17 protein-coding genes and 1 pseudogene are annotated in these 25499 nt (G+C 52.4%); 6 read left to right on the forward strand and 12 right to left on the reverse strand.

Features of this window, described 5'->3' with window-relative positions:
• Positions 1 to 32: 32 nt before the first annotated feature.
• From GJA01_RS04670 to GJA01_RS04680, 3 genes are all read right to left on the reverse strand, one after another.
• Positions 33 to 1361 (reverse strand): DUF2252 domain-containing protein, encoded by a 1329-nt coding sequence (locus GJA01_RS04670; protein ID WP_253783221.1) that lies wholly within the window; start codon positions 1359 to 1361, stop codon positions 33 to 35.
• Between the two features lie 533 nt (positions 1362 to 1894).
• Positions 1895 to 2671, reverse strand: a complete 777-nt coding sequence (locus GJA01_RS04675; protein WP_255312263.1) for an SDR family NAD(P)-dependent oxidoreductase — start codon at positions 2669 to 2671, stop codon at positions 1895 to 1897.
• 234 nt (positions 2672 to 2905) lie between these two features.
• Positions 2906 to 4198 (reverse strand): NAD(P)/FAD-dependent oxidoreductase, encoded by a 1293-nt coding sequence (locus tag GJA01_RS04680; RefSeq protein WP_010503341.1) that lies wholly within the window; start codon positions 4196 to 4198, stop codon positions 2906 to 2908.
• 443 nt (positions 4199 to 4641) lie between these two features.
• On the opposite strand from GJA01_RS04680, the gene GJA01_RS04685 reads away from it, so the two are divergent.
• Complete coding sequence (locus GJA01_RS04685) at positions 4642 to 5919, forward strand: MFS transporter (protein WP_099282279.1); 1278 nt, start codon at positions 4642 to 4644, stop codon at positions 5917 to 5919.
• A gap of 16 nt (positions 5920 to 5935) precedes the next feature.
• Here GJA01_RS04685 and GJA01_RS04690 read toward each other — a convergent pair.
• Positions 5936 to 6683, reverse strand: a pseudogene (locus GJA01_RS04690) (IS5 family transposase).
• A gap of 174 nt (positions 6684 to 6857) precedes the next feature.
• On the opposite strand from GJA01_RS04690, the gene GJA01_RS04695 reads away from it, so the two are divergent.
• Positions 6858 to 7742 (forward strand): DNA/RNA non-specific endonuclease, encoded by an 885-nt coding sequence (locus GJA01_RS04695; RefSeq protein WP_062502618.1) that lies wholly within the window; start codon positions 6858 to 6860, stop codon positions 7740 to 7742.
• A gap of 10 nt (positions 7743 to 7752) precedes the next feature.
• Here GJA01_RS04695 and GJA01_RS04700 read toward each other — a convergent pair whose 3' ends face one another.
• Genes GJA01_RS04700 through GJA01_RS04725 form a run of 6 tightly spaced genes read right to left on the reverse strand, consistent with a single transcriptional unit; the run spans position 7753 to position 16233 of the window.
• Positions 7753 to 8406 (reverse strand): phosphoribosyltransferase, encoded by a 654-nt coding sequence (locus tag GJA01_RS04700; RefSeq protein ID WP_062502617.1) that lies wholly within the window; start codon positions 8404 to 8406, stop codon positions 7753 to 7755.
• Entirely contained in the window at positions 8403 to 9665 is a 1263-nt protein-coding gene (locus tag GJA01_RS04705; RefSeq protein ID WP_062502616.1) for an amidohydrolase, read from the reverse strand. The genes GJA01_RS04700 and GJA01_RS04705 overlap by 4 nt, the downstream gene beginning before the upstream one ends.
• The gene (locus GJA01_RS04710) at positions 9665 to 11443 is read right to left on the reverse strand and encodes an adenine deaminase (RefSeq protein WP_062502615.1); all 1779 of its coding nucleotides are present in this window, start codon (positions 11441 to 11443) and stop codon (positions 9665 to 9667) included. Before GJA01_RS04710 ends, GJA01_RS04705 begins: the two co-directional genes overlap by 1 nt.
• Complete coding sequence (locus tag GJA01_RS04715; RefSeq protein ID WP_062502614.1) at positions 11436 to 12512, reverse strand: nucleoside hydrolase; 1077 nt, start codon at positions 12510 to 12512, stop codon at positions 11436 to 11438. The genes GJA01_RS04710 and GJA01_RS04715 overlap by 8 nt, the downstream gene beginning before the upstream one ends.
• An 11-nt stretch (positions 12513 to 12523) precedes the next feature.
• Positions 12524 to 13876 (reverse strand): NCS2 family permease, encoded by a 1353-nt coding sequence (locus GJA01_RS04720; RefSeq protein WP_062502613.1) that lies wholly within the window; start codon positions 13874 to 13876, stop codon positions 12524 to 12526.
• Between the two features lie 5 nt (positions 13877 to 13881).
• On the reverse strand, positions 13882 to 16233 hold the full coding sequence (locus GJA01_RS04725) for a TonB-dependent receptor (protein ID WP_062502612.1): 2352 nt from the start codon (positions 16231 to 16233) through the stop codon (positions 13882 to 13884).
• A gap of 177 nt (positions 16234 to 16410) precedes the next feature.
• Here GJA01_RS04725 and GJA01_RS04730 point away from each other — a divergent pair, with 177 nt between their 5' ends.
• The 4 genes from GJA01_RS04730 (at position 16411) to GJA01_RS04745 (ending at position 22558) form a co-directional block, all read left to right on the forward strand.
• The gene (locus GJA01_RS04730) at positions 16411 to 17175 is read left to right on the forward strand and encodes a GntR family transcriptional regulator (RefSeq protein ID WP_062502611.1); all 765 of its coding nucleotides are present in this window, start codon (positions 16411 to 16413) and stop codon (positions 17173 to 17175) included.
• A 134-nt stretch (positions 17176 to 17309) separates the two neighbouring features.
• Positions 17310 to 18686 carry a methyl-accepting chemotaxis protein gene (locus tag GJA01_RS04735; RefSeq protein WP_062502610.1) on the forward strand — a complete coding sequence of 459 codons (1377 nt, stop codon included), beginning with the start codon at positions 17310 to 17312 and terminating at the stop codon, positions 18684 to 18686.
• A gap of 95 nt (positions 18687 to 18781) precedes the next feature.
• Positions 18782 to 19957 (forward strand): serine hydrolase domain-containing protein, encoded by a 1176-nt coding sequence (locus GJA01_RS04740; RefSeq protein ID WP_062502609.1) that lies wholly within the window; start codon positions 18782 to 18784, stop codon positions 19955 to 19957.
• Positions 19958 to 20155: 198 nt separating this feature from the next.
• The gene (locus tag GJA01_RS04745) at positions 20156 to 22558 is read left to right on the forward strand and encodes a penicillin acylase family protein (RefSeq protein ID WP_253783117.1); all 2403 of its coding nucleotides are present in this window, start codon (positions 20156 to 20158) and stop codon (positions 22556 to 22558) included.
• 356 nt (positions 22559 to 22914) lie between these two features.
• Here GJA01_RS04745 and GJA01_RS04755 read toward each other — a convergent pair whose 3' ends face one another.
• Positions 22915 to 24375, reverse strand: a complete 1461-nt coding sequence (locus GJA01_RS04755) for a PepSY-associated TM helix domain-containing protein (protein ID WP_062502608.1) — start codon at positions 24373 to 24375, stop codon at positions 22915 to 22917.
• Positions 24375 to 24944 carry a hypothetical protein gene (locus tag GJA01_RS15520; RefSeq protein ID WP_253783115.1) on the reverse strand — a complete coding sequence of 190 codons (570 nt, stop codon included), beginning with the start codon at positions 24942 to 24944 and terminating at the stop codon, positions 24375 to 24377. Before GJA01_RS15520 ends, GJA01_RS04755 begins: the two co-directional genes overlap by 1 nt.
• Positions 24945 to 25499 lie beyond the last annotated feature (555 nt).

Below are 25499 nucleotides of genomic sequence, written 5' to 3' on the forward strand. Positions count from 1 at the left end.
CAGGTAAAACCCTGCCGCGTTAGAGTTGGCTTCTATTCAGGAGCCAGCCTTCCATGTTCGAGAGCGGCAACAAAGTTTTTCCAGTCGGTTTCGGTTTGTTGGGCATAGGCTTCCGAGAACTCGGTCATTGCGTCCGAAAATCCTGCACCTTTCCCAAGATAGCCGGAAATCATGCTGGCATTTCCAGAGCGGGCATGCGCACGTGCCAGAGTGCGGCCACACAAGCGCGCATAATCTTCCAGCCCTTCCTGAGCGACATCGGTGCCGATCGCGGCGAGACGACTGTCCTTGACGCGACGCACGTAAAACTGCCGTCCGGCACCAGCCATATCCGGCGTATCGTCCCCAATGGACGCATTACTGTGCGTCCACCCCAGAAACGTGTCTGAGACTGCCTGCATGATCCGTTGACCCGTAACGACGCGCTCGCCCTGATTTTTGAACGGTGAGGGAGGGGATCCTGCCTCAAGAACCGATGTCTGGGCCTCTTTGATCTGAAGAAGCATGGTCTCTCCATCAGCCGTCGCAAACAGGCCAATAGCGCAAAACGTGCCGACACTTCCGATACCCACAACCTTGAAGATGACGTCGCGTAGATTGTAACGCTTCAGCAGAATGGCGCGCTCAGGAGGTTGCGTAGCGATGTAGCGCGCGAAAGCGAGGCGGATAGTCTCTTCCTGATCAGGCAAACGCATAACCAGAGGAGGTTTTTCTTTCAGGGACGGTCCGCTTTTATCGCTACTGACAAGACCAAAATATCCTTTGGCGGCATCCAGGCGATCGGAAAGAAGCTTTTCCGCCTTTGCTTTGACCTTCGGGTCTTCAAAGTCAGAAATTGCAGCCATCAGGTCGATGCGGTCTACCCATACTTGCAAGGGCGTCATCCCCGCCAGTCGCGCCATTTGCTGCGTGTAAGCCAAGGACATGGTTTTCACGAGTTGTCTGGCAGCTTTTGGAGAAAGGCCGCTCTCCTGACCAGAGAGCACGAGGGACGTTCCGAGGCGTTTGATATCCCATTCGAAAGGAGCATCAAGAGTCTCGTCAAAATCGTTGATGTCAAAGACCGGGACCCCTTCGGGAGAGGCGTAACTCCCAAAATTTGCGAGGTGACAATCTCCACACGATTGAACGCGAATGCCAGAAACTGGCGCCTTGGCCAGATCCTGCGCCATAACAGCCGCAGCTCCCCGTAAAAACGTGAAGGGAGAGACCTTCATTCGATCATAACGGATAGAAAGAAGAGAAGAGATACGCGTAAGGCCCTGCTGCCTCAAGATCTCAATTGGATCTACGCGATTTTCCGGAAGTGTCCATTCAGCCTGCGCGGCACGAGGCATGGATTTCCGCAATTTTGCTCCCATACAACGGCTATCCTGCCGGGATAAGAGAGTATGGTTTGCGGGTATGAAGGCGTCTTTTCCAGACATTATTCTCGTGCCTCTTGAGAGTGCAGACGACCTAATTATAGCCACAATAGAGAGCATTCAGGAAATCATGCAGCTGCTCATAAAGTTTTATAATTTAGTAAATTTTATAATAAATGCAAAAACAAAGACTTACATGAAATATTTTTGAGTTTTGAGATTTTTCTGCTGATAATTTTCCTCAATCGCTTGCATAAGTGAGCTTTTGGGTTCAGTTTTCCCTCCTGACTTAGGGTAATAACGAAAGTAACAGGACAGATGAACAAGAAGCGGCTTATATGGATCGTGTTGTCCGGGGCATTAATGACCGGCTTCTTTCTTATCGCCTGCATGACCACTACCCTGGATGCAGCGGGCCATGTTCATGCCAACTGGTTCTGGATGTCAGGCTTCATAATTTTCTCAGCAGTTCATGTTTACTGCACCTGCATGTCCAAATAGCCGCTCCACGTCTGACCTTGAGCAGAAAATCAGGCTTTATTCTGGAAAAGGTTTTCGCGAATGGCGCGCGCGTAACCCTGTTTCCCAAAATATGTCAGGACAGGCATAGAAATTCTCAATAATCCAGGCATCAACATACATAGACCGCCAAAAACCCCGTCAAGGGCAGGGAAAAAGCGTTCCAGTCTGGGCTTGTTGATCAGGGAGACAATCTCCCGCGCCACGGCGCACGGGGTAGCCGGGCAACTCACAAAGTTCAGAACAGAACCGCCTGACGCCATTTCCTGACGCAACATTTCAGTTAGAACGGCACCGGGAAAGATGGATGATACTGAAATACCGCGGTACGCCACCTCCTGAGAGAGGGAGAGTGCAAAATTACGCAGACCAGCCTTTGTGGCACCATAGATACTGCTTCCGGCCAGAGGCATTGTCGCAGCCATGGAGTTTACAAAAATAATCCGGCTTCCTCTTTCCATAGAAAGCAAAAGCTTGGAAGTCAGCACAATTGGCATCGTCAGGTTCACAGAAATCTGGCGCAGAACGTCGTCTGTCCCCATCGCCTCAACCTCGGCTGGCTGTATGATTGCGGCGCAGTGAATCAAAACAGACACAGAAACAAAGTTTTTGGCAATGTCTTCGCAGACTTGTTCCAATTTAGCTGTTTGTGAGGCATCAAACGGAACAAACGTGAATGCCTCATGGGCAATCTCTGGAGGTGTTCGCGACAGACCGACCACATGGTAGCCCTGATCCAGAAGGGATTGGGTCACAATAGCCCCAATTCCACCAGATGCCCCCGTCACAATAGCGGTTCTGGAGCCGTTTAGAGCAGTTTTTGACGCGCATTGAGAAGAGTGAAACATTTATGAAACAATCTGTGAGGACATATCCGCGTTATATCCCCATGCAGACAAAAATAAAATGCCGCATCCGTTTGACTAGAATAAATTAAGATATTTTTAGAAAATAGCTCTTTATTACCCAATCAAAGGAAATAAAGAGCTGTGGTCTGTAAAAAACAGGTACGTTATAGAAGTTCAATCCAGCCTTACCGACGGTCGTACAAAAGTTTCAATCCAGTCTGAGTAAAGCGAAATCAGCCCTCTATAGAAACCGAATAGTTCGATCTGGTGTCTACGATAGAGGAAAAGATGCGCCATCCGAGCTGAAAACCCATGAAAAAAGCCACCTCCCCAGACTGTTCCTCCGGGAAGTGTTGCCCACCCGTTGTATTTTCCCAAAGCGACAATGGCGCCTTTGTTTTTGAAAACGCACCCGGGGACCTTTACTCCACGCTCAACAAACGCGGGCAGATGTCGTGCGAGATGAAGAGCCTGCTGCCGCGCGACCTGAGCCGTAGCGGGCAGGGGGTCATCCTTGATGAATGAGCAGTCGCCTACAGCAAAAATCCGGTCATCATCAATGGAGCAGAGATTTGAATGTGTCAGGATCTGGCCTGTGGGATTTAAAGAAAGATTCCCGTAGGTCTGCGTCACTTCCGGGGCTTTTACACCCGCAGCCCAGACACGAAGCTTGGCAGGAATATGTGTACCGTCTTTGAGAATAAAGCCAGTTGAATCTGCTGCTGCCACGCGAGCAGATGTTCTTACCGTGACGCCAAGTCGCTCAAGCTCCTGCTGGGCGGCAAGCGATACCGCTTCTGGAAAAGCGGGCAGAATACGCGGACCTGACTGAAGAAGGGTCACCCTCAGTTTTGGGGGTGTTTTTCCAAACGCATGCAAGCTGTATGGGTCAACGATATCAAGAGCTTTGTGAAGTTCGGCAGCCAGTTGGGTTCCCGTAGCGCCACCACCTACAATAGCAATGTCCAATTCCGAACCGTGTGCGAAAGCTCGCATCAATTCCATACGGAATTTTTCATTAAAAACATTGGCTTCCACGAGATTGTCGATACAGAGACAATGCTGCTTGACCCCAGGCGTGCCGAAATCATTCGCACAACTTCCAATCGCGAGAATGATCGTATCATAACGGATGGTCCGGCTTTCAAGGACTAGAGAACCATCCGAAGCATGAAAAGGACTGAGAACTACCTGACGGTTCTCACGGTCAATCGAGACAACTTCACCCGGCCAGAATTCGAAGTGATGCTCACTGGCCTGGGTGATAAAGCTGATCCGGTCGTTTTCATTGGCAACCGTTCCTGCCGCAAAGCAGTGCAACATTGGTTTCCAGACATGGGAAAAGCTTTTGTCAATTAACGTGATGCGTGCCTTACGGCGCTTTCCCAAGGTTTTGCCCAGACTCGCCGCAAGCGAAAGACCTGCGACACCGCCTCCGACGATCAGAATTTCTGATTGTGGTTTCATGAATTTCAAAGCCTCCGCCCAAGCATCTGAAGCTTGAGCTGCTAAAGAACTTCGAAAAAAATACAGAATTCCACAGGAAATAATAATAATATTTTCATGAGCTTCGCTAGGTATCGGAAATTTGATTATATTTTTTTACTTTGTTTTATTTATTATTTTTCAAAAAAATTGAATATATAATATATTCTGTATTTAAGGTTCAGAAAAATATTTTCATACTTCCAGAGTGTCTCTCTGATAGAGCGAAGTACAATTTCGAAATAAGATCTTTTTGAATTTAGCAGAGTCAAATTACAAAAATTTTTCGGCTAAATTTTAGTCAGATTGAGATATTATCTTCCATTAATTATGGACTTCTAGAAACAAATAACATAACCACCCCGGTTACCGGCTCAAAATGAGCTATCCGTCTTTCTTTCCCCAAGAGCAGGGATCATTTTTCTATGTTGCCTCGCCCGGACGCTGTGCCTTCTGCGCTCAGCCTCTCCCAGCTTCGTATCCTTGCGCTTGCATCTCTTGGAGGAGCACTGGAATTCTACGATTTTGTTATTTTTGCTTTTCTGGCCAAGCTGATTGCAGCTCATTTTTTTCCTGCAAGCCAGGCAGAATGGCTTCGGCAGGCAGAGGCATTCGGTCTCTTTGGGGCAGGGTATCTCGCACGGCCACTAGGCGGCCTTGTTATGGCGCATTTTGGCGATGTTTCCGGACGAAAGAAAGTTTTCACGCTCAGCGTCCTTCTGATGGCGGTTCCAACCTTACTCATGGGGCTGCTGCCAGGATATGAAACGCTGGGCGTCGTAGCTCCTTTAACCCTTTTGGTACTCCGGGTCATGCAAGGGGCTGCAATTGGTGGTGAAGCACCGGGCGGTTGGGTTTTTGTATCTGAACACGCTTCGGCAGGCCGAACAGGTCTGGCGACCGGCCTTCTGACGGGAGGGTTGACCGGCGGTATTTTGCTTGGCTCCATCATTATTCTACTCCTCCATGCCGCCCTTGCTCCCGACGTCGTATCCTCATGGGGTTGGCGTATTCCCTTCGTAATTGGAGGGATCTTCGGTTTTGGAGCCATGTTCCTGCGCCGGTGGCTGGAAGAAACCCCTGTTTTTCGGGAAATGCATGAGCGTGCGGAAACTGCAGAGACCCTCCCTGCGAAAATCCTCCTTCGTGATCATCGGCGGGGCATTCTCTGCTCCATGATGACAACGTGGACCCTGACTGCAGCCATTGTTGTTCTCGTTCTGATGATGCCTCCGCTTATGCAGACACTTCATCATGTCTCCCCCGCTGAGACGATGATTGCCAGTCTGGCTGCCACGCTTTGCCTGACAGTCTCCGTTGTGGTGATGAGCAGTTTGACAGACATTTTCCCGCTAAAGGGTCTCGGGGTCATCAGCGGCGTTGCTCTTTCTGTTGGCGCCTTGGGCCTGTATGGTATCGCGCCATACTTCCCTCATATGCTGACACTATGGGCGGCATTCAGCGGTCTATGCTGCGGATTTGTAGGACTGGTTCCAATTGGGATGCTTCGCGCGTTTCCCGCTATGGTTCGCTTTTCAGGGCTCTCACTCTCTTATAATATTTCCTACGCAGTGTTCGGAGGGCTAACTCCGGCAATTATTTCGTCCCTGACGCCGCATACACCTTTGGCCCCCGCAATCTATGTTGTGTTTACAGCCCTAATTGGAAGTATCGCCTTGTGGCGCTCCCCGGAAAACGCATGAGGCCTAGGCTCAGGACTCATAGCCAGAAGATGACGGTTGCGGCGAGGCAGATGGTTGAGAAGAAGACGGTCGGGCATCTGTCATAGCGTGTTGCGACCCGCCGCCAGTCCTGAAGTCTCCCGAACATGGTCTCGATACGGTTGCGTCGTTTATATTTCCACTTGTCGTATTTTATCGGTTTTTCCGTCCTGGAATGCAGGGCTTTATCCCTTTCTCTTCCAAGGCGTCCCTGAACCAATCAGCATCATAACCCCGGTCCGCCAGCATCCACTGTGCCATAGAAAGGCTGTCCAGTAGAGCCGCGGCACCGGTATAATCGCTGATCTGTCCCGCAGTCATGAAGAAGCTCAGCGGTCGTCCATGTTGATCGGTGACCGCATGGAGTTTGGTATTCATACCGCCTTTGGGGCGACCGATCAGGCGCCCTGGATCCCCTTTTTTAACCGCAGGCTTGAAGCCGTGCGGTGTGCCTTGAGATACGTCGCATCAATCATGATGGTCTGGGGCTCTGCCTTTCCGGCAGCCAGACCGTCCATCATCCGGGCGAAGATCTCCATGGCGCCCCAGCGCTTCCAACGGTTGTAGAGCGTCTTATATGGACCGTACTCTCGGGGTGTATCACGCCAGCGCAGGCCGTTCCGATGCACAAAGATGATGCCGCTCAGCACGCGGCGGTCATCAACGCGGGGTCTGCCGTGGCTCTTTGGGAAAAAGGGCCGCAGACGCTCCATCTGTTCATCCGTCAGCCAAAACAAGTCGCTCATCTCCAGTCTCCTCGCAGAGCCTGAATCAGATTTCCACAATCAAATCAATGGGGCCTGAGCCTAGACAAACGCCCACTTCAGCGCAGGTTGATTTTCGCGCTATGATATTGTTCTAGAAAGATAATATCATTATTCCTTTCCAGCCTTATAAAAAGCTGAAGGATTTATCAAACCATGAACATCGGGCTTGGACAGCGTATCGTTTTGGGGGCGCTGTTTGAGTTGGCAATCCTTCATGCAGCGCAGGCCGCAAGCTGCCCCCAGTTTTTCGCGGGCAATACCCCGCCAGCTCTTCTGTCAGAGACCCAGAAAATCGGGACAGTCCTGCTGTGCAATGATGGCTATGCGGTTCTCATATCCGAACAGACCAAAAGTCCGCTCTGGTCCGCCGAAAACCTGACTGAAGAAAACGTCACTCTCGCCCGAAAAACACAGCGTAATGGCAGTTTCCAGCCAGATGATCGGCTTCCCCGGACCATGCAGGCGCTGCTCTCGGATTATCGCTCCTCTGGCTATGATCGAGGGCACATGACCCCGAGCGGAGACGAACCGGACACAACCTCCCAGAACCAGTCTTTTCTGCTGTCAAATATCGTTCCCCAGACAGCCGAATTAAACCGTGGAGCATGGGAAGGGGTCGAAAGTGCCGTAAGAGGATGGGCTGAGCAGGAAGGCGAAATCTTCGTCGTGACAGGCCCTGGATATGATCCAGACCATTTCCAGAAAACGATTGGAGCCAACCGTATTCCTGTTCCGGCCGTGACATGGAAAGCAGTCTACGATCCGGCCGGAAATGGAACAGGTGCCTATGTCTGTCTCAACACACCCCATCCGACTTGCAAGATCACCTCTGTGGCCATGCTGACCCAACTTGTGAATATTGATCCGTTCCCGTCCTTACCGGCCTCCCTCAAAGATCACGTCTCAGCGATGCCGCCTGTGCGGCAAAGCCCATATGCCCTTGCTCACCGTTCGAGCGGGAAGAAACTTCTGAAAGAGTGGGGTACCAAGGCGGCCCAGAAGGCGCTGCGCGCCCTTGTGCAGGCCCTCAGACCATAACAGCGGGCACCTAGTCCTGTTCAACCCAGCCACCATCACATGGTTCAAAGAGTGGCGATGAAAAACAGCTCATGACAGGAAATGAAAACTTACCCTGCCAACGCTGGCTCTGCGTCATGACGCAGAGAGCCGCATACGGCGAGGCATCAGCCTTGCCCAGAACTTTGACGGCCGCCTCCAGAGAAAATCCCGTACTGACAACATCATCCACGATGACAATCCGCTTTGCACACCGAAGCAAGGGAAGCAGGTTCGGATCCAGATAGAGTCGTTTGGTCTTATCCGGGCTGGTGATGGATGACAGCGGCGCTGAAAGGCTGTCATCATACCAAAATTTGCGGGATGTGCTTAACGGGACGTAGCGTTCAAGCCCACAGGCCTTTGCAACCGTTGCAGCCAGACCCAAACCGAGCGTTGGCATACCGACGACCAGATCAGGCATCAGGGAACGAGCGATTTCAGACAGATTGTCGGATAGCGCATCCATCACGGTAAAAGAAGCCTGATTCACCAGCAAAGAGGAAACAGCCTGCTGTCCATCTGGGAGAACCCGCAAAGGAAGATCCAGTCTGTGAGGTCCAATCCTTACCCTGAAACGGTCCGTATAAGGCGCTGAAAGATCTTCCTCAGGCGCAAAGTGCTGCCAGAAGGGCAGGGTACTCATGCAGACCTCTCAACGAAGGCAACCAGAAGGTTTACGGCCCTTTCAAGAACGTTTTCGTCGAAATCAAACAAGCTTGCATGATGCGGGGCGGCAATATCAGCCCCGATCAGGCAATATCCTGCGTGGCCGCCCCGCTCCTGTACCCGTTGCATCATGAAAGTGGCGTCATCACCACCGCCAATAGGCCAGTTCCGAACCGCTGTTCCAGCCCGTGTTTCGTGAACCGCCGCTTCAAGACGCCTCATGATTGCATCGTCCGACTGGGTACTGATGGCTGTTCCGTAAACGTCAATGTCAACATGGACGCCCTGACTGAGTGCAGCGCCTTCAAGCATTCGTCTTGCTCCTTCCGTCAGGCGCTGAAGCCCCTGTTGAGCGGAAGCGCGCAGTTCCAGTTCAAGATAGGCATGATCCGCGATGACGTTGCGGGTTCGCCCTGCCTGAAAAAGGCCGACATTGATCCGGGTATCAGACTGACCATCCCGCGGGAGGGCATAGAGGCCGGGCACGGCAAGAGACGCCGCGAGAAGAGCGTTACGCCCTTCTTCGGGGCACATGGCTGCGTGAGCTGCCACCCCGGTAAATGTGACATTCCATTTTTCAGCCCACAGAAAGCCATCCGCAGAAAGGGCGATCTGTCCACTCGGAAGCTGACATCCAAGATGCGCTGCCAGAAACACATCAACATCGTCCAGCAAGCCACTGGCAACAATGGGTTGCGCCCCACGACCACCTTCTTCCGCGGGCTGAAAAATAAAGCGTAACGTGCCGGTCCATTGGGATTTTACATGGACAAGGCGCTCTGCAACAGCCAGGCCAATGGCGGTATGACCATCATGCCCGCAGGCATGCATCCGCCCTTCACATTGAGAGGCAAATCCCGCAACGGCTGGACGATGCTCTCCGACATCCGATTCATGAACGGGCAGGGCATCCATATCAAAGCGGAGTGCCAGAACCGGCCCCTCTCCACGTTGAAGCTCACCACAGACTGCTGTCTGTCCTGCCGGCATCTTATCCAGCCATTCCCGACTGACTCCGGCTTGGAGGGCCGCAGATTTCGCTGCCTCCACATCCTGAACTGAGGGAATACCGCGAACATTCTCCATGCACATGATGTCCGCGCCTACTTTTACGGCATAGCCCAGTTCGGCAAGACGCTCGGCGACGATTGAAGCTGTCCGATACTCCAGAAAGGCTGTCTCCGGAAAACGGTGCAACGCGCGGCGCATGGCAACGACATCATGAGGGAAATGCATCAGAAGGCCGTCTCAATAATCATGTTGGTAAAGATTTCTCCCGTACCGCCATCTGCAATACCAAGATCCGTGACATGAGGACCGGGATTACAAGCAAGGGAAGCGCCGGTTACGAGCTTGATCATGGACGTTGGACCATCCCATGTCGTAGCAGCCGCCGCAGCCTCTCGCACGGCGGCAAACTGTTCTCCCACCACATCCGGGCTTTCAGGAGACAGAAGCCCGCAGACAGGTAAAGGAACATGCGCCACGATCTGCCCATTGCGAGCAACTGCCATTCCGCCACCACCAGCGATGAGCGTGTTTGCCACAAGGGCCATATCTTCCGGGTCGCGGCCGAAAACCGCAAGATTATGACTGTCGTGAAGAATGGTGGTACCGATCGTGGCAGACCAGTCCCCCCATCCTTCAAGCACCCCAAGGCCGGGCGGACTATCTTCTCCATAACGGTTAAAGACCGCCATCAGCGCCGTATCGGCAGGAAGCACAAGATACCCGTTCTCAACCTCCACCTCCCTCTGCCCCCATCGGGTTGTACGAGGCGTACGGACCGTACGAACGAGGACTTTCTGCATGTTCGGAACAGAAACTTTGAAATCGGCCGCTGTTACTGGCGAACGTCGGACGGTGTTCAAAGGAAGGCCAGGCAACTCGGAAGGGAGGTCTGCCAGAAGCACGCCGCGAGAAGCGGAATGCGCACCGGATGTAAAAACTTCCAGAGGGGTAAAATCGCTCAGATTGTCGAAAACCACCAGATCGGCCCGTCGGCCAGCTGCGACCAATCCGAGATCGCGCCGTTCCAGACGCATTGCTGCATTCAAGGTCGCACACCGCAGAACGTCCAACGGTTTCATACCCAGAGCAACCAGACATTTCAGATGGTGAACCATGCCGCCACGGCGCAACAGATCGTCTGGGAAAACATCATCCGTGCAAAGCGTCACGGTCTGGGGAACGCAGCCGAGGTCTTCAAAAGCAGCGACAGCTTCAGGCAGGATATTTTCATGCGAGACGCGAAGTTCAAGCGTCATACCTGAACGAAGCTTCTCAAGAATATCAGCTTTGCTGGTCAATTCATGGTCTGACTCAATGCCCGCTGCCATGAAAGCCTGAAGATCCCTGCCTCCAAGATTGCGCGCATGACCGCAGACCAGCTTTCCACTTGCACAGCCTGCGTTGACGATCCCGCTCATGCGCGAAGAGCCATTCACAACCCCGCGCATATCCATCACTTCAGCGACGCCAATCACTTCAGGCCAGGAGAGCATCTCTTCCATGGCAGAAATATCGAACACCGCACCGGAGCGCTCCAGGCCAGGAGCGGACGGAACACAGGAAGGGGCTTCGACCAGAATGCGCAGAGGAAGACCCTTAGTCGCCTCGATCGCCCAGCGAACTCCCGCAAGACCACTGACATTTCCGATCTCATGCGGATCCCAGCAGACGGTCGTTGTGCCCTGAGGAACAACAGTCTGCGCGTAGACACGCGGAGTAATCATCGAGCTTTCGATATGCATGTGCGCGTCGATGAGGCCAGGAGCAACAATAGCTCCCTTGAGATCAAAAACTTTCAGGGCATCCTGACGCTGACCCCGAGGATGCGTACTGGCGATCAGGGAGCCGACCAGACCTACATCAGCTTCCCGAAGCTCCCCGGTCGCAACATCCGCGACAAGGCCATTACAGAGCAGAACATCAAACTCCGTACGCCCCATAGCCGCATCAACCGCGCGCCTCCGCAGGTGAGGGTCTGCCAGCGAGCAGTTTACATCAACCATGCGTATTCATCCGGTTGGCCGCATCCACGAAAGTCTGGATGAAGCGTGACGTATCAACTGCGGTCACGATTTTCACAGGACGTTCGCCAATATGGGGACGTGTGCTTTCCGGCCAGACATGCGCATAGCCATAATTCGGACCGTGCGTGAGATCGACGTCCATATGAGCGGTAACAGTGCGTGTAATAAGCGTCGGATCTACGGCAATCGCGGCGGCAAGTTCATCCCACATAGGTTGAGGGTGGAAATACTGACGCAGATAGTCTGAAACCGCGCCAGGTGTCTGTGTGGCTCTGTCCCGAATGTCGGGAGTCATGCGGATCGGATTTGCGACCGCTCCGATGGAGATCACTTCTGGAAATGGCGCTTCAAGCGCGATGCTGGCGGCTTCCGGATCAAACATCAGATTGAAGTCTGTGTAGTAATCCGCACTTTCCGTCACCTGCGCGAGATTTCCATCCACGATTGCACCCATGAATACCAGACGGCGACAAAGCGATGCGAAATCTGGATCCAGCTTGATCGCCAGAGCGACGTTCGTCAGTGGACCCGCGGCGAGGACCGTTACCTGATGCGGATGTGCATGGACCTCTCGGATCAGGAAAAGAGCTGCCGTTTCAGGGAGCGTCTTCCGTTCTGTCGAACCTTCCTTCAGAACCTTTACAGGCGGCTGAAAGTCAGGCGCATCTCCTCGCCATGCTCCTTTCCACGGCATTTTTCCGTTTGATTTTTCCCATGCCAGAAGTCGTGCCCGCGAATTGACCAGAGGCTGCGTCGCCCCCGGAACCACAGGAATGACTGAGGGCGTTCCGGCGATATCCAGAAAACGGGACAGATGAGCCACGGCTTCATTTTCCCAGCCATCACCAACTACAACGGTAAACGCAAGAAGTGTTGCCTTGTCAGGCTGTCCAAGGAGCGGAATGACAGACTGGATATTGGTGCCGCCGGGCCCTGCAAAATCATTGTCAATGATAATGTAATTGGGATCGGAGGCCGCTTGCGCACGAAAGGGAAGCAGAGAGGCGAGCCCGAGCAGAAGGGCCGGCAGGCCTGATTTTAAAAACATGATGGGTCCTCTCAGGCGTGATGGCCGTGCATTCGGGCGGAAACAACGAAGAACAGAATGAAGATGACGCAAAGCCCCCACACGACGGGCGGGATGGCACGTCCGCGTCCTGTGGCGAGAGCCATGGCCGTATAGGAGAAGGTTCCAATGGCCATGCCGTTGATAAGATTGCCCGTCAGAAGAGCGATAATGAATGTCAACGCGGCTGGTGCGCTCTCCCGAAGATCTGACAAATCCAGATGCCGAACGCCCTGAAACATCATCATTCCAACCATCAGGAGGGAGGGGGCGGTGGCCTGTGGCGGAATAATCATGAACAGTGGCCACAGAAACAGGGCTGCCAGAAACCCACCCGCGATCACCAGAGCGGTCAGGCCGGTTCGGCCCCCGGCATGCACCCCCGTGATGGACTCTGAATAGACCGTCACGATGGACGTCCCCAGTAATGGCGCCAGAATACTCCCTGCCGCGTCCGTAATGAACGCCTCCCGGGCACGGGGAATACGACCGCTTTTCGAAACCATCCCGGCAGCCGTTACGACGCCCAGCAGATTGGCCAGAGTGCCGAAAAGCTCCGTGCACAGGAAGAAAAACAGCATCGGAAGCACATAAAGAATGTGCTGCACGAGGTAGAACGGCTGTAGCTGGAAGGCAGTAGCGCGCGGCCACTGTGGCAGGGCAAAAACATGTTCCGGCCAGCGCGTGACGGTGCCGCCTTTTCCATCCGGCAGGAAAAGACCCACAATCGTCAGAGCGATAATGGACAGGATCAGAGCGCCAGGCACACGCCGTGCAACCAGAACAGGTGTTAGAATGAACCCGGCCAGCGTCATCAGGACTTTTGGGCTGGTGATCGGCCCCATGGTTACAAAGGTCGAAGGGCTCGGAACGACAAAACCGGAATTTCGCATTCCAATGAACATGATGACCAGCCCAACCGCGACCTGAATCCCGATCCGGAGTGTATCGGGGATATCGTGCGCAATCCTCTCGCGAAGGCGCGTCAGGCTCATGACCATGAAGATCACACCCGTCAGACACACCAGCGCCAGTGCAGATTGCCAGGGAACGCCCATCTGTTTGACGAGAATGATCGCAAAAACGACATTGGAGCCCATGGCGGGCGCAACACCGAGGGGGAGATTGGCAAGCAGCCCCATCAACGTCGTACTGAAAATTGCGATGAAGCATGTCGCACTCAGCACACTGGCACGATCCATCCCGGCTTCTGCCATGATCATCGGATTGACCGCCACGCAATAAACCATTGCGGCAAAGGTCGTCAGGCCCGCAACAACCTCACGGCCAGCAGTCGTCCCGCTAGCCGTGAGCCCGAAAAACCGATCCAGATGCTGTCGCAACATACTAATCAGAGATCAATCTTGGCGGTTACAAGCGCCGCAAAGCTGCCAGCAACATAATAAGTCGGGGAGCCCTGAGCCGCGATGGTGCTACCATAGACGCCCTGCGATGCCCGTGAAGACGCAGCCACGCCCGCTACACCGGAAAGGTACTTGTTGTTACCAACATTCATGAGGTTCAGCCTGATTTCCGGATGCGTATGGAAGATCTTTGGCGCACGATACCCGAAATTCATGTCGGCGTTCACATACCCCGGCATGGCCTGATCGTTCATGAACGTCGAGAACTGGCGGCCGACATACTTGACGGCAAAACCCGCGAAATAGGTTCCGTCGTCATAATCCAGGCCAACGGAGGCCTGAACATTCGGGCTACGAACAGCAGTCTTGCCGGCAGTTCGCAGGTAATCTGAGCCGACCTGATAGTTATTATCTATCGTCGCATGCAGGTATTCAGCGGAGACGTAAGGACGCAAATGATGCCAGGGGCGAAGACCCAGCTCTACATCAACACCCCGAGACGTCTGACCACCTGCATTGATGTTCTGGGTAATCTGCGCGTTGTTGATCGTGACCTGCGTGGAGACCTGACGGTTCGTGAAGTTGTAATTGAAGAACGTGATGGAACCGTTCAGGACATCGCCCTGATAGCGATAACCCAACTCTTCGGAAATGGAATACTCCGTCTTCTGGGACGGATTGGCCAGCGTTGCTACTTTGCCCGTGGAAGCACTGTATGTGTTGTAAAGCGCATTCAGGGTCGGGGTTCGGAAATTGGTTGCCACATCGGCGAAGACCTGATTGTGGCTGTCGATCCGATAACGTGCTCCCAGATTGGGGGTCGCAACGGCTGCATTCATGCTCGTGCGATACTGTGCGCCCGGCAGATAGTTATAGCCGATACGCGTCACCATGGATTCCTTGATTCCGGCTTCCACACACAGACGGTTATGCAGCGCATTAAATGTATCGCCGAAGAACAGGGTATTAACACGCGTGATCGTCAGATTGTCATAGCTGGCCAGCCGCGTTCCGTCTGATAGCTTAACATTCCCCAGATAGCCCCACACATTCGCAGGGCCACCATTTTCTCCCACAGTGCTGTAAGGATTGACCATCCGTTGACGGGACCAATCGAACCAGTAACCAAAAACAAGCGTGTGACGCCCCACGGTATAATGAACCTTGGAGACAAGTCCTGGGCGATACACGTACGGCGTTCCAAATGGCGTATACATCATGACCTTGTCGGTCGTGGTGCCATTTCCATTCAGATCGATGCTGTATTTCTGCGTTCCTGAATAAATGGAATTTTCAGAAAGCAGAGATGCGGAGGCAATCGTACCCGAGTTCCAATAGAAATATGGTGTGAAATCAAACCCTAACTTTTCATTCACAACAATATTCTGAGGCGCACTCAGGATAAGAACGCGATACGGACTTTGATGAAGCTTCCAGTATTTAGTGTCCGTCGGGGAGAAAGCCTCTGTGTAATTGGCTCCACGTCCATATTTCTGCCAGGCTGAGAGGCTTGGATTGAGATAGGCGACCTTCATGGAATCGTCGAACGTTACGGCGACTGTGCTGCGGCTGCCATTCGTCCAGTCTTTTACCAGTTTGGCATCGACATGCTGCTTATGGTCGTCGCCTGCACCACGGAAATGCGGTTCTTCCAGATGGGACCAGGCTACAAAGGCACGCATCCCCGTATTTCCAATGTCACCACTCTGAAGGCGGACATATTCACGATGGGTGTTGTATGAACCGAATGATCCGGCGATAGTCGCACCCATTTTATGGGAGGGATCGATCAGGTTCATTGTCACGATGCCCCCTGATGCGCCAATCACTGGCGAATCAAGATTAGCGGAACCCTGCTGCATCGTCACTTCGTTGAGGTTTTCAGAATCTACCCATTCCGTTGGGAATGCCATGTACGAACCAATGTCGTTCAGGGGAGCGCCCTCAACCGTGAAGCCGATCTGATCGCTGTTCATGCCCCGGATCGTCATATTGCCGCTCACCATCCCGAATGGATCGGCGCTCGCAACATTGGCTCCCGGAAGATTACCAAGAAGCTTGAAGACGTTCGGGGTAGGGGCCTGTTTAGCGATATACGCCTGAGTAATTTCGCTACGGGATTTGGTGCCATTCTGCGGGACCATACGGCCGCCGGCTACTGATTCCGCCGCGACACGGATAACCTCCGGTCGTGACTGTGCAGCTTTTATACTCTTGCGAGGGGAGGGAGAATGCCGTTTCTCCGCAGCGTGTTTTGTATCTGCAACAGGAGCGGCGTAGGCTACCACACAAAACAGATTGCCGATAACGGCTGTACTCAGGAAGGTCGAAGCGCGCATGGAAGAAGCTCTCAAACGATACGGAGACGCCCGAAGTGACACAGATGCCTCATGGGTCAGACAAGGAGACGACACATGAATCGGCAAAGACGTATTAAGTTGTTATAAGACGTCCTACTACCGCCTCAGCGATCTTCGTTCAATCCAAAAGTGAAACGTTCCCCGGATTTTTTCTTTATGCCTCATGCTGTCTTTTCGTCAGATCTGGATCCGAATGGTCCAACCCCTCTCTATCTTCAGGTGGGGCACCATATTTCCGGGCTGATCGGAAAGGACAGTCGCTTCATGGATCGCCTGCCTTCAGAGGCAGAGCTGTGCCAGATGTATGGGGTGAGCCGTATTACCGTTCGGCAGGCCCTTTCCTACCTTGCGGAACGGGATGTCGTTGTTCGCCAGCACGGGCGAGGCACATTTGTCGGAGCACTGCATCGACCAGGCCGACAGCAGACCATTCATTCCTTTTTTGAAATCCTGGCGGGCAAGGGTTTAAGCCCTGAAATGACGCTGCTTGATTACAGGATGAGACAACCACCCGAAGAAGTTGCAAAGGCATTGTCCCTGAAGGACGACGCTCTTTTCATCCGGCGCGGTTATCGTTCCGAGCAGGGGCCTCTGGGTGTGACGGAAGTTTTCTATCCGGCGTCACTTGTCAGAATGGTCACACCGGAACTGGCGGGCCGCACAACGTCCACCTCAATCCTTCAGGACATATTCAAGTTTCGAATCAGTCACGCCGATGTTTCCATTGGCCTTTCCCGAGCTTCTCAGAATGTTGCCGAGTGGCTCAAGGTGGATCCGGGTACAGCATTGATGCGGATAAAGCGGGTAACCACCTGCGTGGGACAGGGCGCATGCGAATACAGCCGCCTCCTGGTCACTGAAGGCACGGCAGATTTCCGCATCACAGCAGAAGGAGAAATGCTCAGCGAAGGAGCCCTTTAATCCCTCTGCATGATGGAAAAAAACTGCCTGATCCATTCAGGATAAATTAAGAAACTGTCTCTAGATTTCTTCCGGGTTCTGGAAGTCGTGCTGACCCATATACGGCTGCCATTATATTTTCGGGAGACCTTCCCTTGCTCCGTTGGATTGAAACGAAAGCTCCGATCCGACAGAAACTTCGGGTCATCATCACGGCCCTTCTCGTCGTTTCTGCCGTGCAGTTTGTTGTCGATGAAGTGTGCAAGAGATTTCTTGCACACTACGGAGGGGCCCAGATTATCGCACAGCTTTGCGGTGTCCTGCTTCAGATCATCCTGACATTGGTGATCGGCAGTTTCGCAATTCGCATTATTGCCGTTCCCTTTGAGAGAATTACCGACGCAACTGAAAAGGTTGCAGATGGGGACTTTGAGTCCCGTGTTCCTTACGGTGATCGGTTCGACGATGCAGGTCGGCTCGCCAAATCCCTTCTCAAGTTCATAAACAGCAGTCAGCACCGTATCAAAGCGCAGGAAAACGCAGCAAGAGAAGCTCGTGAAGCCGCTCAGGCCCAAATGCGTCTCTCAGAAGAAAGCAACCGAATTCGCCAGATTCAAAGTGACACAATCGAACAGATCTGTGCAGGCATGGAGATTGTCAAAACCGGCGACCTGACATTCTCGTTTCCTGAACCATTTCAAGAAAAATTTGAGGATTTCCGGTTCAACTTCAACGCTCTGATTACCAATTACCGTTCGTCTGTAGAACAGATTGCAGATGGAGCTTCGGTCATTGCCAGTGGGACAGCAGAAATATCGTCCGCTGCCGATGATCTGGCCGCACGAACAGAACAACAGGCTGCCAATCTTGCTGAGACCGCTACGGCTGTCAGTTCGATAACGACCAAAGTTCAGGAAACGGCTCAGGCCGTACATGATGTCAGACTTGCCGCATCGGGCGCACGCGACGAAGCTATAGCTGTCGCGGAAGTCATGCTACTGGCCAATAATGCCATGGAAGGCATCAAAGCATCTTCAGGAAAGGTGGCGGCAACAATTGGTCTGATGGAGGAAATGGCATTTCAGACAAACCTTCTTGCCCTTAATGCCGGAATCGAAGCAGCACGCGCAGGGGAAGCTGGGGCGGGATTTTCAGTAGTCGCCACTGAAATCCGCAATCTTGCCCATCGCTCCGCTACATCTGCAAAAGAAATTCGTGCCCTTATTTCCGTTTCTGGCACCAAGGTCGCTGAAGGCGTAGGGCTAGTAGCCCAGGCCAATCAGGCAATTAGCGCCATCACGACCAATGTTGGTCGTATTACGTCTCTGGTTGAAAGTATTTCCTCGGCAGCCACCGATCAGGCCGCAAGCCTCTCCGGTATCAATAGCCGGATCGGTGCCATGGATCAGGCAACACAGCACAATGCCGCAATGGTTGAGGAAACCACAACAGCCAGCCACAACCTCAAGCATGAGGCACAGCAGCTTCATAAGGTTGTGGGACACTTTACATACCGCTCCGCTCATCCCTGAAATTTCCCCTGTCATGGACGCTTGCACTTCATCTCAGGCCAGTTACTCTCCTCCTTCTTTCGAAATCGTAAGAATTAAACGCTGGAGAAACGGCCATGATGATGTTGCCTCAAGAAGGTTTAGGCAGGAGAGCTTTCCTGACCAGCAGCATGGCACTTACCTGCTCGATGCTTACAGCGTGTGCTCGGCCGCGACAGGCTCAGTTCGCGGACGTTGATCAATTGGTCAGAACAGCCATACGAGATGGTCAAGCCCCAGGGGCAGTTGTCGCCATCGGTCACGAGGGACAGATTGTTCATAGATATGTCTACGGCAACCGAGCATTGGTTCCCCAGCAGGAACCAATGACGTGGGAGACGCATTTTGATATGGCGTCCCTGACCAAGCCGACAATGACAGCTCTGGCTGTCATGCAATTAGTAGAACAAGGGGACCTGCATCTTGATGACCCTGTTACCTGCTATCTCCCTGCGTTTGGGATCAATGGTAAACGCAGCATCACCCTCCGCCTTCTTCTGACACATTATTCCGGCTTGCCTGCGGACCTCCCGCTGGAAGACGCTTGGAGTGGAAAGCCGGAGGCAGTCCGTCGCGCCATGACGTCCCCTCTGGCTAATCCTCCTGCTGAAAAATTCGTTTACAGTGATATCAATTTCATCACCCTTGGCCTGATTGTTGAAAAGGTCAGCGGCCTTGCTCTCAACGATTATGTCAGCAGAAATATTCTGACCCCAATTGGAATGACACAGTCTGGCTATCTTCCAGATACATCCTTGAAGCCAGTGATTGCTCCTACGCAATACGACGAGAAAAATGTTCTTTTACGTGGAGTTGTTCACGATCCAACAGCCCGAAGAATGGGAGGCGTGGCAGGTCATGCAGGCCTATTTTCAGACGCCCATGACATGTGCCTCTATGCGCAGGCATTGCTTGATCGGCTGGCAGGGCGCCCCAGTACATTTCCACTAAAGCGCGAGACTCTCCTGCTCATGGCTACCCCTCAACAACCTGCAGGAAAGGTTGATTTACGCGGTTTGGGTTGGGACATTTCAACGCATTATTCGACACCCAGAGGCGATATTTTCTCGCATCACTCCTTTGGCCACACGGGTTTTACAGGAACGTCTCTCTGGATTGATCCAGACAGTGACAGCTACGTACTGATCCTCACCAACCGTGTGCATCCATCCGGAGGGCACAGCGTGGTCAAGCTTCGCCATGATATCGCAACGGAAGCAGCCCGCGATTTGGGGCTGACATCGCACACCTAAGTGCAGATTTGCGATCAGAAGCATTGCTTCTGATCGCCATAACCTAAGGTTAACAGAAACAAAATTCTCATTAATAGATCTTGCTGGCCACTGATTTTACAACAGAAACAATTCTACTTCGCATGCTTCATTCATCGCGAAAGCTTTTGTCTGCGATAAAAACAAGCCTGCGACATCAAAAATGATCAGGATCCATCAATGTCCGTTCCTCATCCGACACTGAACCGTCGATCATTTCTAATGGCGAGTGCAGCTGTTGCGGTTACGATATTTGATCGACCAGAAAGAGCGCAGGCGCAGAGTATTCAAGGATTGGAGGGTCTGAATGCCCCCTTCGAGGTTCTGGAAGACAAGTGGGGTATTCCTCATGTTAAAGCTGGCTCTATTGCAGATGCCTATTTCGCAAACGGCTATCTCGTTGCAAAAGATCGTCTTTGGCAAATGGATTTCAGCCATCGCCAATCTCTGGGTCGACTGGCAGAGGTTTTTGGAGAAGCCTTTGTTGCAAGTGACGTAGCCAACAGACTTTTCCTGTTTCGTGGCGATGCTGATGCAGAACTGGCGGCCTATCACTCAACCGTACAAGATGCGGCTCACGCCTATGTAGCCGGAATCAATGCCTATATCCGGAGCGTAAAAGACAATCCTGAGCATCTTCCAGCAGAATTTTCGATCTTTGAATACGAACCACTGGAATGGAGCGTCTACGATCTTGTCCGGATCAGGGCTGAAGTGACCGGCAACACAGACCTGGAAATTCGTCGTGCGCGTCTCGCCGCTCGGGGCGCACTCTCCTATGATGATTTCGTCACACCTCTTCAACCAGCCTATACGCCTCAGCCCTTACCTGGATTGGATGTCCACAGCTTTTCGGAGCAAGATCTGGGCCATCTCGGCGTACTACAACAGCGGCTCCCATTAGGAGAAATCCGCGCAGCTACCCTTCAAGGCGATCCTTCTCATCGGAAGAATAATGAAGGAAGCAACTCATGGGTGGTTGCGTCTGACAGAACTGCGACAGGTCGACCAATTCTGGCCAATGACCCACATCTTGCTTTTGGCGCTCCCGGGCCACGACATGTCATTCACCTGACAGCTCCCGGCCTGGATGTTATCGGAGCAGGCTCTCCGGGTATGCCAGGTGTCATGCAGGGGCATAATGACCATATTGCATTTGGCCGAACCAACTTCCACATCGATCAGGAAGATCTTTTCATCCTTAGAACACACACGGATGATCCGAGCCGATACTGGCATCGTGGCCAATGGTGCAAGATGCAGGAAGAAATCGTCCGTATCGCTGTGCGGAATTCAGAAGACCAGTCTGTTACGGTACGCTTTGCAGCACAAGGTCCTGTTATTTCCGAAGATCCAGAGCGCTCTCGTGCCGTTGCCGTCTCCGCAACATGGCTCTATCCGGGCGCCAACGGACTACTGGCCAATATTGGCATCAATCTTGCTCACGACTGGACGTCTTTTCGTGAGGCTTTACGTGCACACACCAGCCCGACGAACTTCACCTATGCAGACGGGCAGGGAAATATTGGCTGGCACGCAGCTGGTGGACTTCCACAGAGAGCCGAGCACCATGACGGCATGATGCCCGCACCGGGCGATGGCCTCTATGACTGGGAAGGCCTGCAACCGATGGATAATCTTCCATCTAGCTTCAACCCTGCAAATGGATGGTTTGGAACATCTAACCAAATGAACCTGCCGCCGGGTTATTCACAAAAAAACCGCAAGGTCAGTTACGAATGGAGTGAGCCGTTCCGCTATGAAAGAGTCGCTCAGGTTCTTGATGCGACCAGTCATGGAACAGTGCAGGAGAGTGCTGACTTGCAGCATGATACAGTTTCGCAACTGGCCCTTCAGGTCATAAAACTCCTGCCCGAACAAAGTGAGGGAACAAAATTTGCTTACCAGCTTCTGAAAAACTGGAATGGAAAGATAGATCACGACAGTCCGGCAGCAGCACTTTATGAAGTCTGGTGGACGCATCTCTGCGTGGCTATTCATGCTGCTATCATCCCCTCAGAACTACACGATCTGCTTCCGGCGCCTTTGAGTCCGTCGGTCCAGCTTGCGTTGCTCCGGTCTCCGGAAAAACATTTCGGGAATAACGCTCAAAGTGTCAGGGATGAGATACTCTCAAGATGCCTTCAAAAGGCAGTCAGTGAACTGACATCACGCCTTGGCGCATTACCCGCATCCTGGAAATGGGGAGCGCTTCACACCGTTACTCTGGGGCATGTTCTGGGCAACCTGACCTCTATCCAAAATGCATTTCCAAACATTGGCGGGGAAAATTATGGGAGTGGTGGCGATCCATATACGATCATGGCTCGGTGGTATAATCCATACCATACAAGTCAAAATCCCTATGCCACGACGGGTGGGGCAAGTTTTCTGATGGTTTGTGATGTAGGAAGCTGGGATAACTCTCTATTCCTGAATTTCCCTGGTCAGTCTGCTAATCCCATGACAGGGAATTATTCGGATTTCTTCGAGCCTTGGCTTAAGGGAGATATGCAGCCCCTGTATTTTTCTTGGTCGAACATTAAAAAACATACTGTCCGACACTATTTTTTCAGGCCGTAACACCCCGAAGGATAAAGGGATCTATTAGGTGAGTATTTCGATAAAATTGCCCGCCAGCAGGCTCTTTTCGGGGGAAACCTATGATCGAAAAGCTTCCCTGTAGCGAGAGAAAACAGCCCAGCCTATCGCTACAATTATGACACTAAATGAAAAAGATCCTGCCCACACAACAATAGCTGTTTTTGGTTCCGCCCATAACGAACAGAGAAACGCAAGACAAAGAGACATAAAGCGTCCTATTCGAACGTGATATGAGGCCTTGTATTGGAACAGTTTAGCGAACCGGAGCATTTTTGGCTCACAGAGCGCCTGCATGACCAACCCTGCACTACAGAGCAGGATGCAAAGAACAATGATCATAGTCGACGAACCATCTGAAACGATATCAGCCCCAGAAGAAGGGCGCAGAGATCCGTCGTCGCAAAAACCGTTGGAGCATGGAAAACAGACACTCCAGATCGTGTCAGTAGATCAAGAGGCGTGAGGAGTATCGCCAATACCCCAAGCAGGCCCAACTGTAGTTTCCACCCAAGTGTCGATCTTCCCCACAGGCACAATAGAAGCCCGACTAAAGCACTAAAACACCACATAACAAAAAAGCTGTGAACTTCAGCAAGAGGACGAGACGTCAGGGAGACTGGCAACAAACGATTGGCCCAGAAAAATGTGAGTGTTGCCAGAAGGAAGCCTGGAAGCGCCCCGATCGTAAGCCCTTCGGCAATACGAAACATAATACGTTCCCCGGATTGTCTGCGACGCTTCATCAGGAAGATAACAGATCCGCTCCCGAACATGACTGCCCCCAGAACGCCGGATAGAAAATACATCCAGCGCAATCCAGAACCTGTCCAACGGGCAAAATGAAGACCTTCCATCAACTGCTGCGCATGCGTCACAGGGGTAGGAAGCAGAACATGGCGCAGAAAATGGCCATCTCTCGGACTGAAATCGACATGTTCGCGCGTCAGAAGCGGGCCAGACATATCAGTCCGCGTGAACAGAATGCTATCACTCAGAAAAAGAATATGCCCGACCTGTCCGATGCCCAAGATCTGCTCAGATTGTGACAGCAACGGAGGCAGGGAAGGCAGCAGAGGAATCTCTAGCCTTTCTTCTTTTGCAGGGACATCGGGGGAGGGATGGGTCGCAAAAAGCGCCTCAAACGACGCTATATAGGACACAGGCGGGAAAATCGTACGGGCACGAATAAAGGTACCCGTGTAAGCCATCATGATGACAAAGGGCAGAAAGGGGACACTGGCAAGGATATGGACATCCAGCCAAGCTCTCAGTCTTGCAGCAAACGGCCGAAAGAGCAGAAGGTCCGGTATCAGCCCTTTCAGATGAATGATGATACCGGACCCTACTGTGACCAGAAGTGCTAGGCCAGCAAAGGCGATGAGGGTTTCGCCATACAGCCCCGTCCGCATCGTGTAATGCAGGTCATAAAAAAATGTTCCCCCCGCAGTAGCACGCGCGTTAATCCGCTCACCTGTCTCAGGATTGAAGGGAACATTCAGAAATTCGTAGCCGTCATGGTGTTGGACACGCATGACGGGGTCACGCGCTGAAGGCAATGTTATAAAAGGCTTTTCCCCTTGTCTCAGCAGAGACTGGACATCAGGCAATGTGCGATCAAGAGCCTGAACAGAGAAGGGCGCTGCTTGCGGCGGAACTTCCGGCTGAAGCCATCGCGTTAGCTCGGTATCGAAGACTGCAAGACTGCCTGTCACGAAAACAAAAAAAAGAAGCAGTCCGGCTGAAAACCCAATCCATGCATGGAGCCATCCCATGCGCGTACGAAGAGTATCCTGCATCAGCGATTTATCATTAAGCCAGATGCTGCAATGAGGCAGGCGATCCCAACGACAATAGTGCCACGCAAAAAAATTTTCATCCCGAATGCAATCAGAAACAATATGGGAAACACACCCACTGCAATCATCTGTCCGAAAATCACGGCATCATGCCGAGTGCCAGGTCCCCAGAGTGGTGAACCAAGCGTCACGAAATGGGCAAAAGTCCAAGCCAAAGCTAGACTGACAAGTCCTCTGCCAATCCATTGGGGGCCAGACGATGGCCTGCGTTTCAGAACGGTTTTTTGTTTAGAAGGCTCCCCAGAAGACATCAGCCCTCGCGACAACATGCAATTTTTTCCTTCAGCCGCAGTATGAACTGTATCATTCTCGCGCATACCAGTTGCTGCACCTTCAAAACTATCATGACCGATCAGGTGTTCGCTTCTCAAACTTATTGTTGAAAAACCATGTCTTACCACAAACGAACGATCAATTTGGTAACGAAAGATCGCTGAGTAGATATTCCAGACATAAGCACACCAACTGTGACAAGATCGATGGTGATCTTTACCAGACTCATTGAGCATTCATTGCGGTATAAAAATTATTCAGGATGAAACAACCGACCTGGATGCACCACGATCACCCACCACTACACAGGTTTTTCTACAAAAGCCTTCACACTGAATAACATTTGATAAGCCCAATGCCCTGAAACAGGGCGTTGCCATTCTTAACTGCAGCTTCTCACCACAAGCCGTAGATAACACCGTCGATTTGGAGTGAGTTATGCTAATTAGATACGGTGAATTTCTTCTGGCGGCAGGACTATTGCTTCCTGCGGCTACGCTTGCTCAGAGTTCCACTGTCTATAACGGACAGACTTATACAACCGTGAGTCAGGCGGCTCCATCTTATGGAAATGATGACAAAGAGTCGGGCAACGATAAAGCGCAAGATCATAGATGTGGCCCACCTCCTGATAGAGACAGAAGAGGGCCGCCGCCTGATAACAGTCAAATGGGAAACAGACCCCCGCCACCGCCAATGGATGATCAGGCCCACCGCCCACCTCCCCCAGATGGCTGTCGTCCTCCACCCCCTCCAGAAAATGCATCCGGAACATTTGATCGGGACAACCA

The sequence above is a fragment of the Gluconobacter japonicus genome (genome assembly GCF_002723975.1).
Classification (GTDB): Bacteria; Pseudomonadota; Alphaproteobacteria; order Acetobacterales; family Acetobacteraceae; genus Gluconobacter; species Gluconobacter japonicus.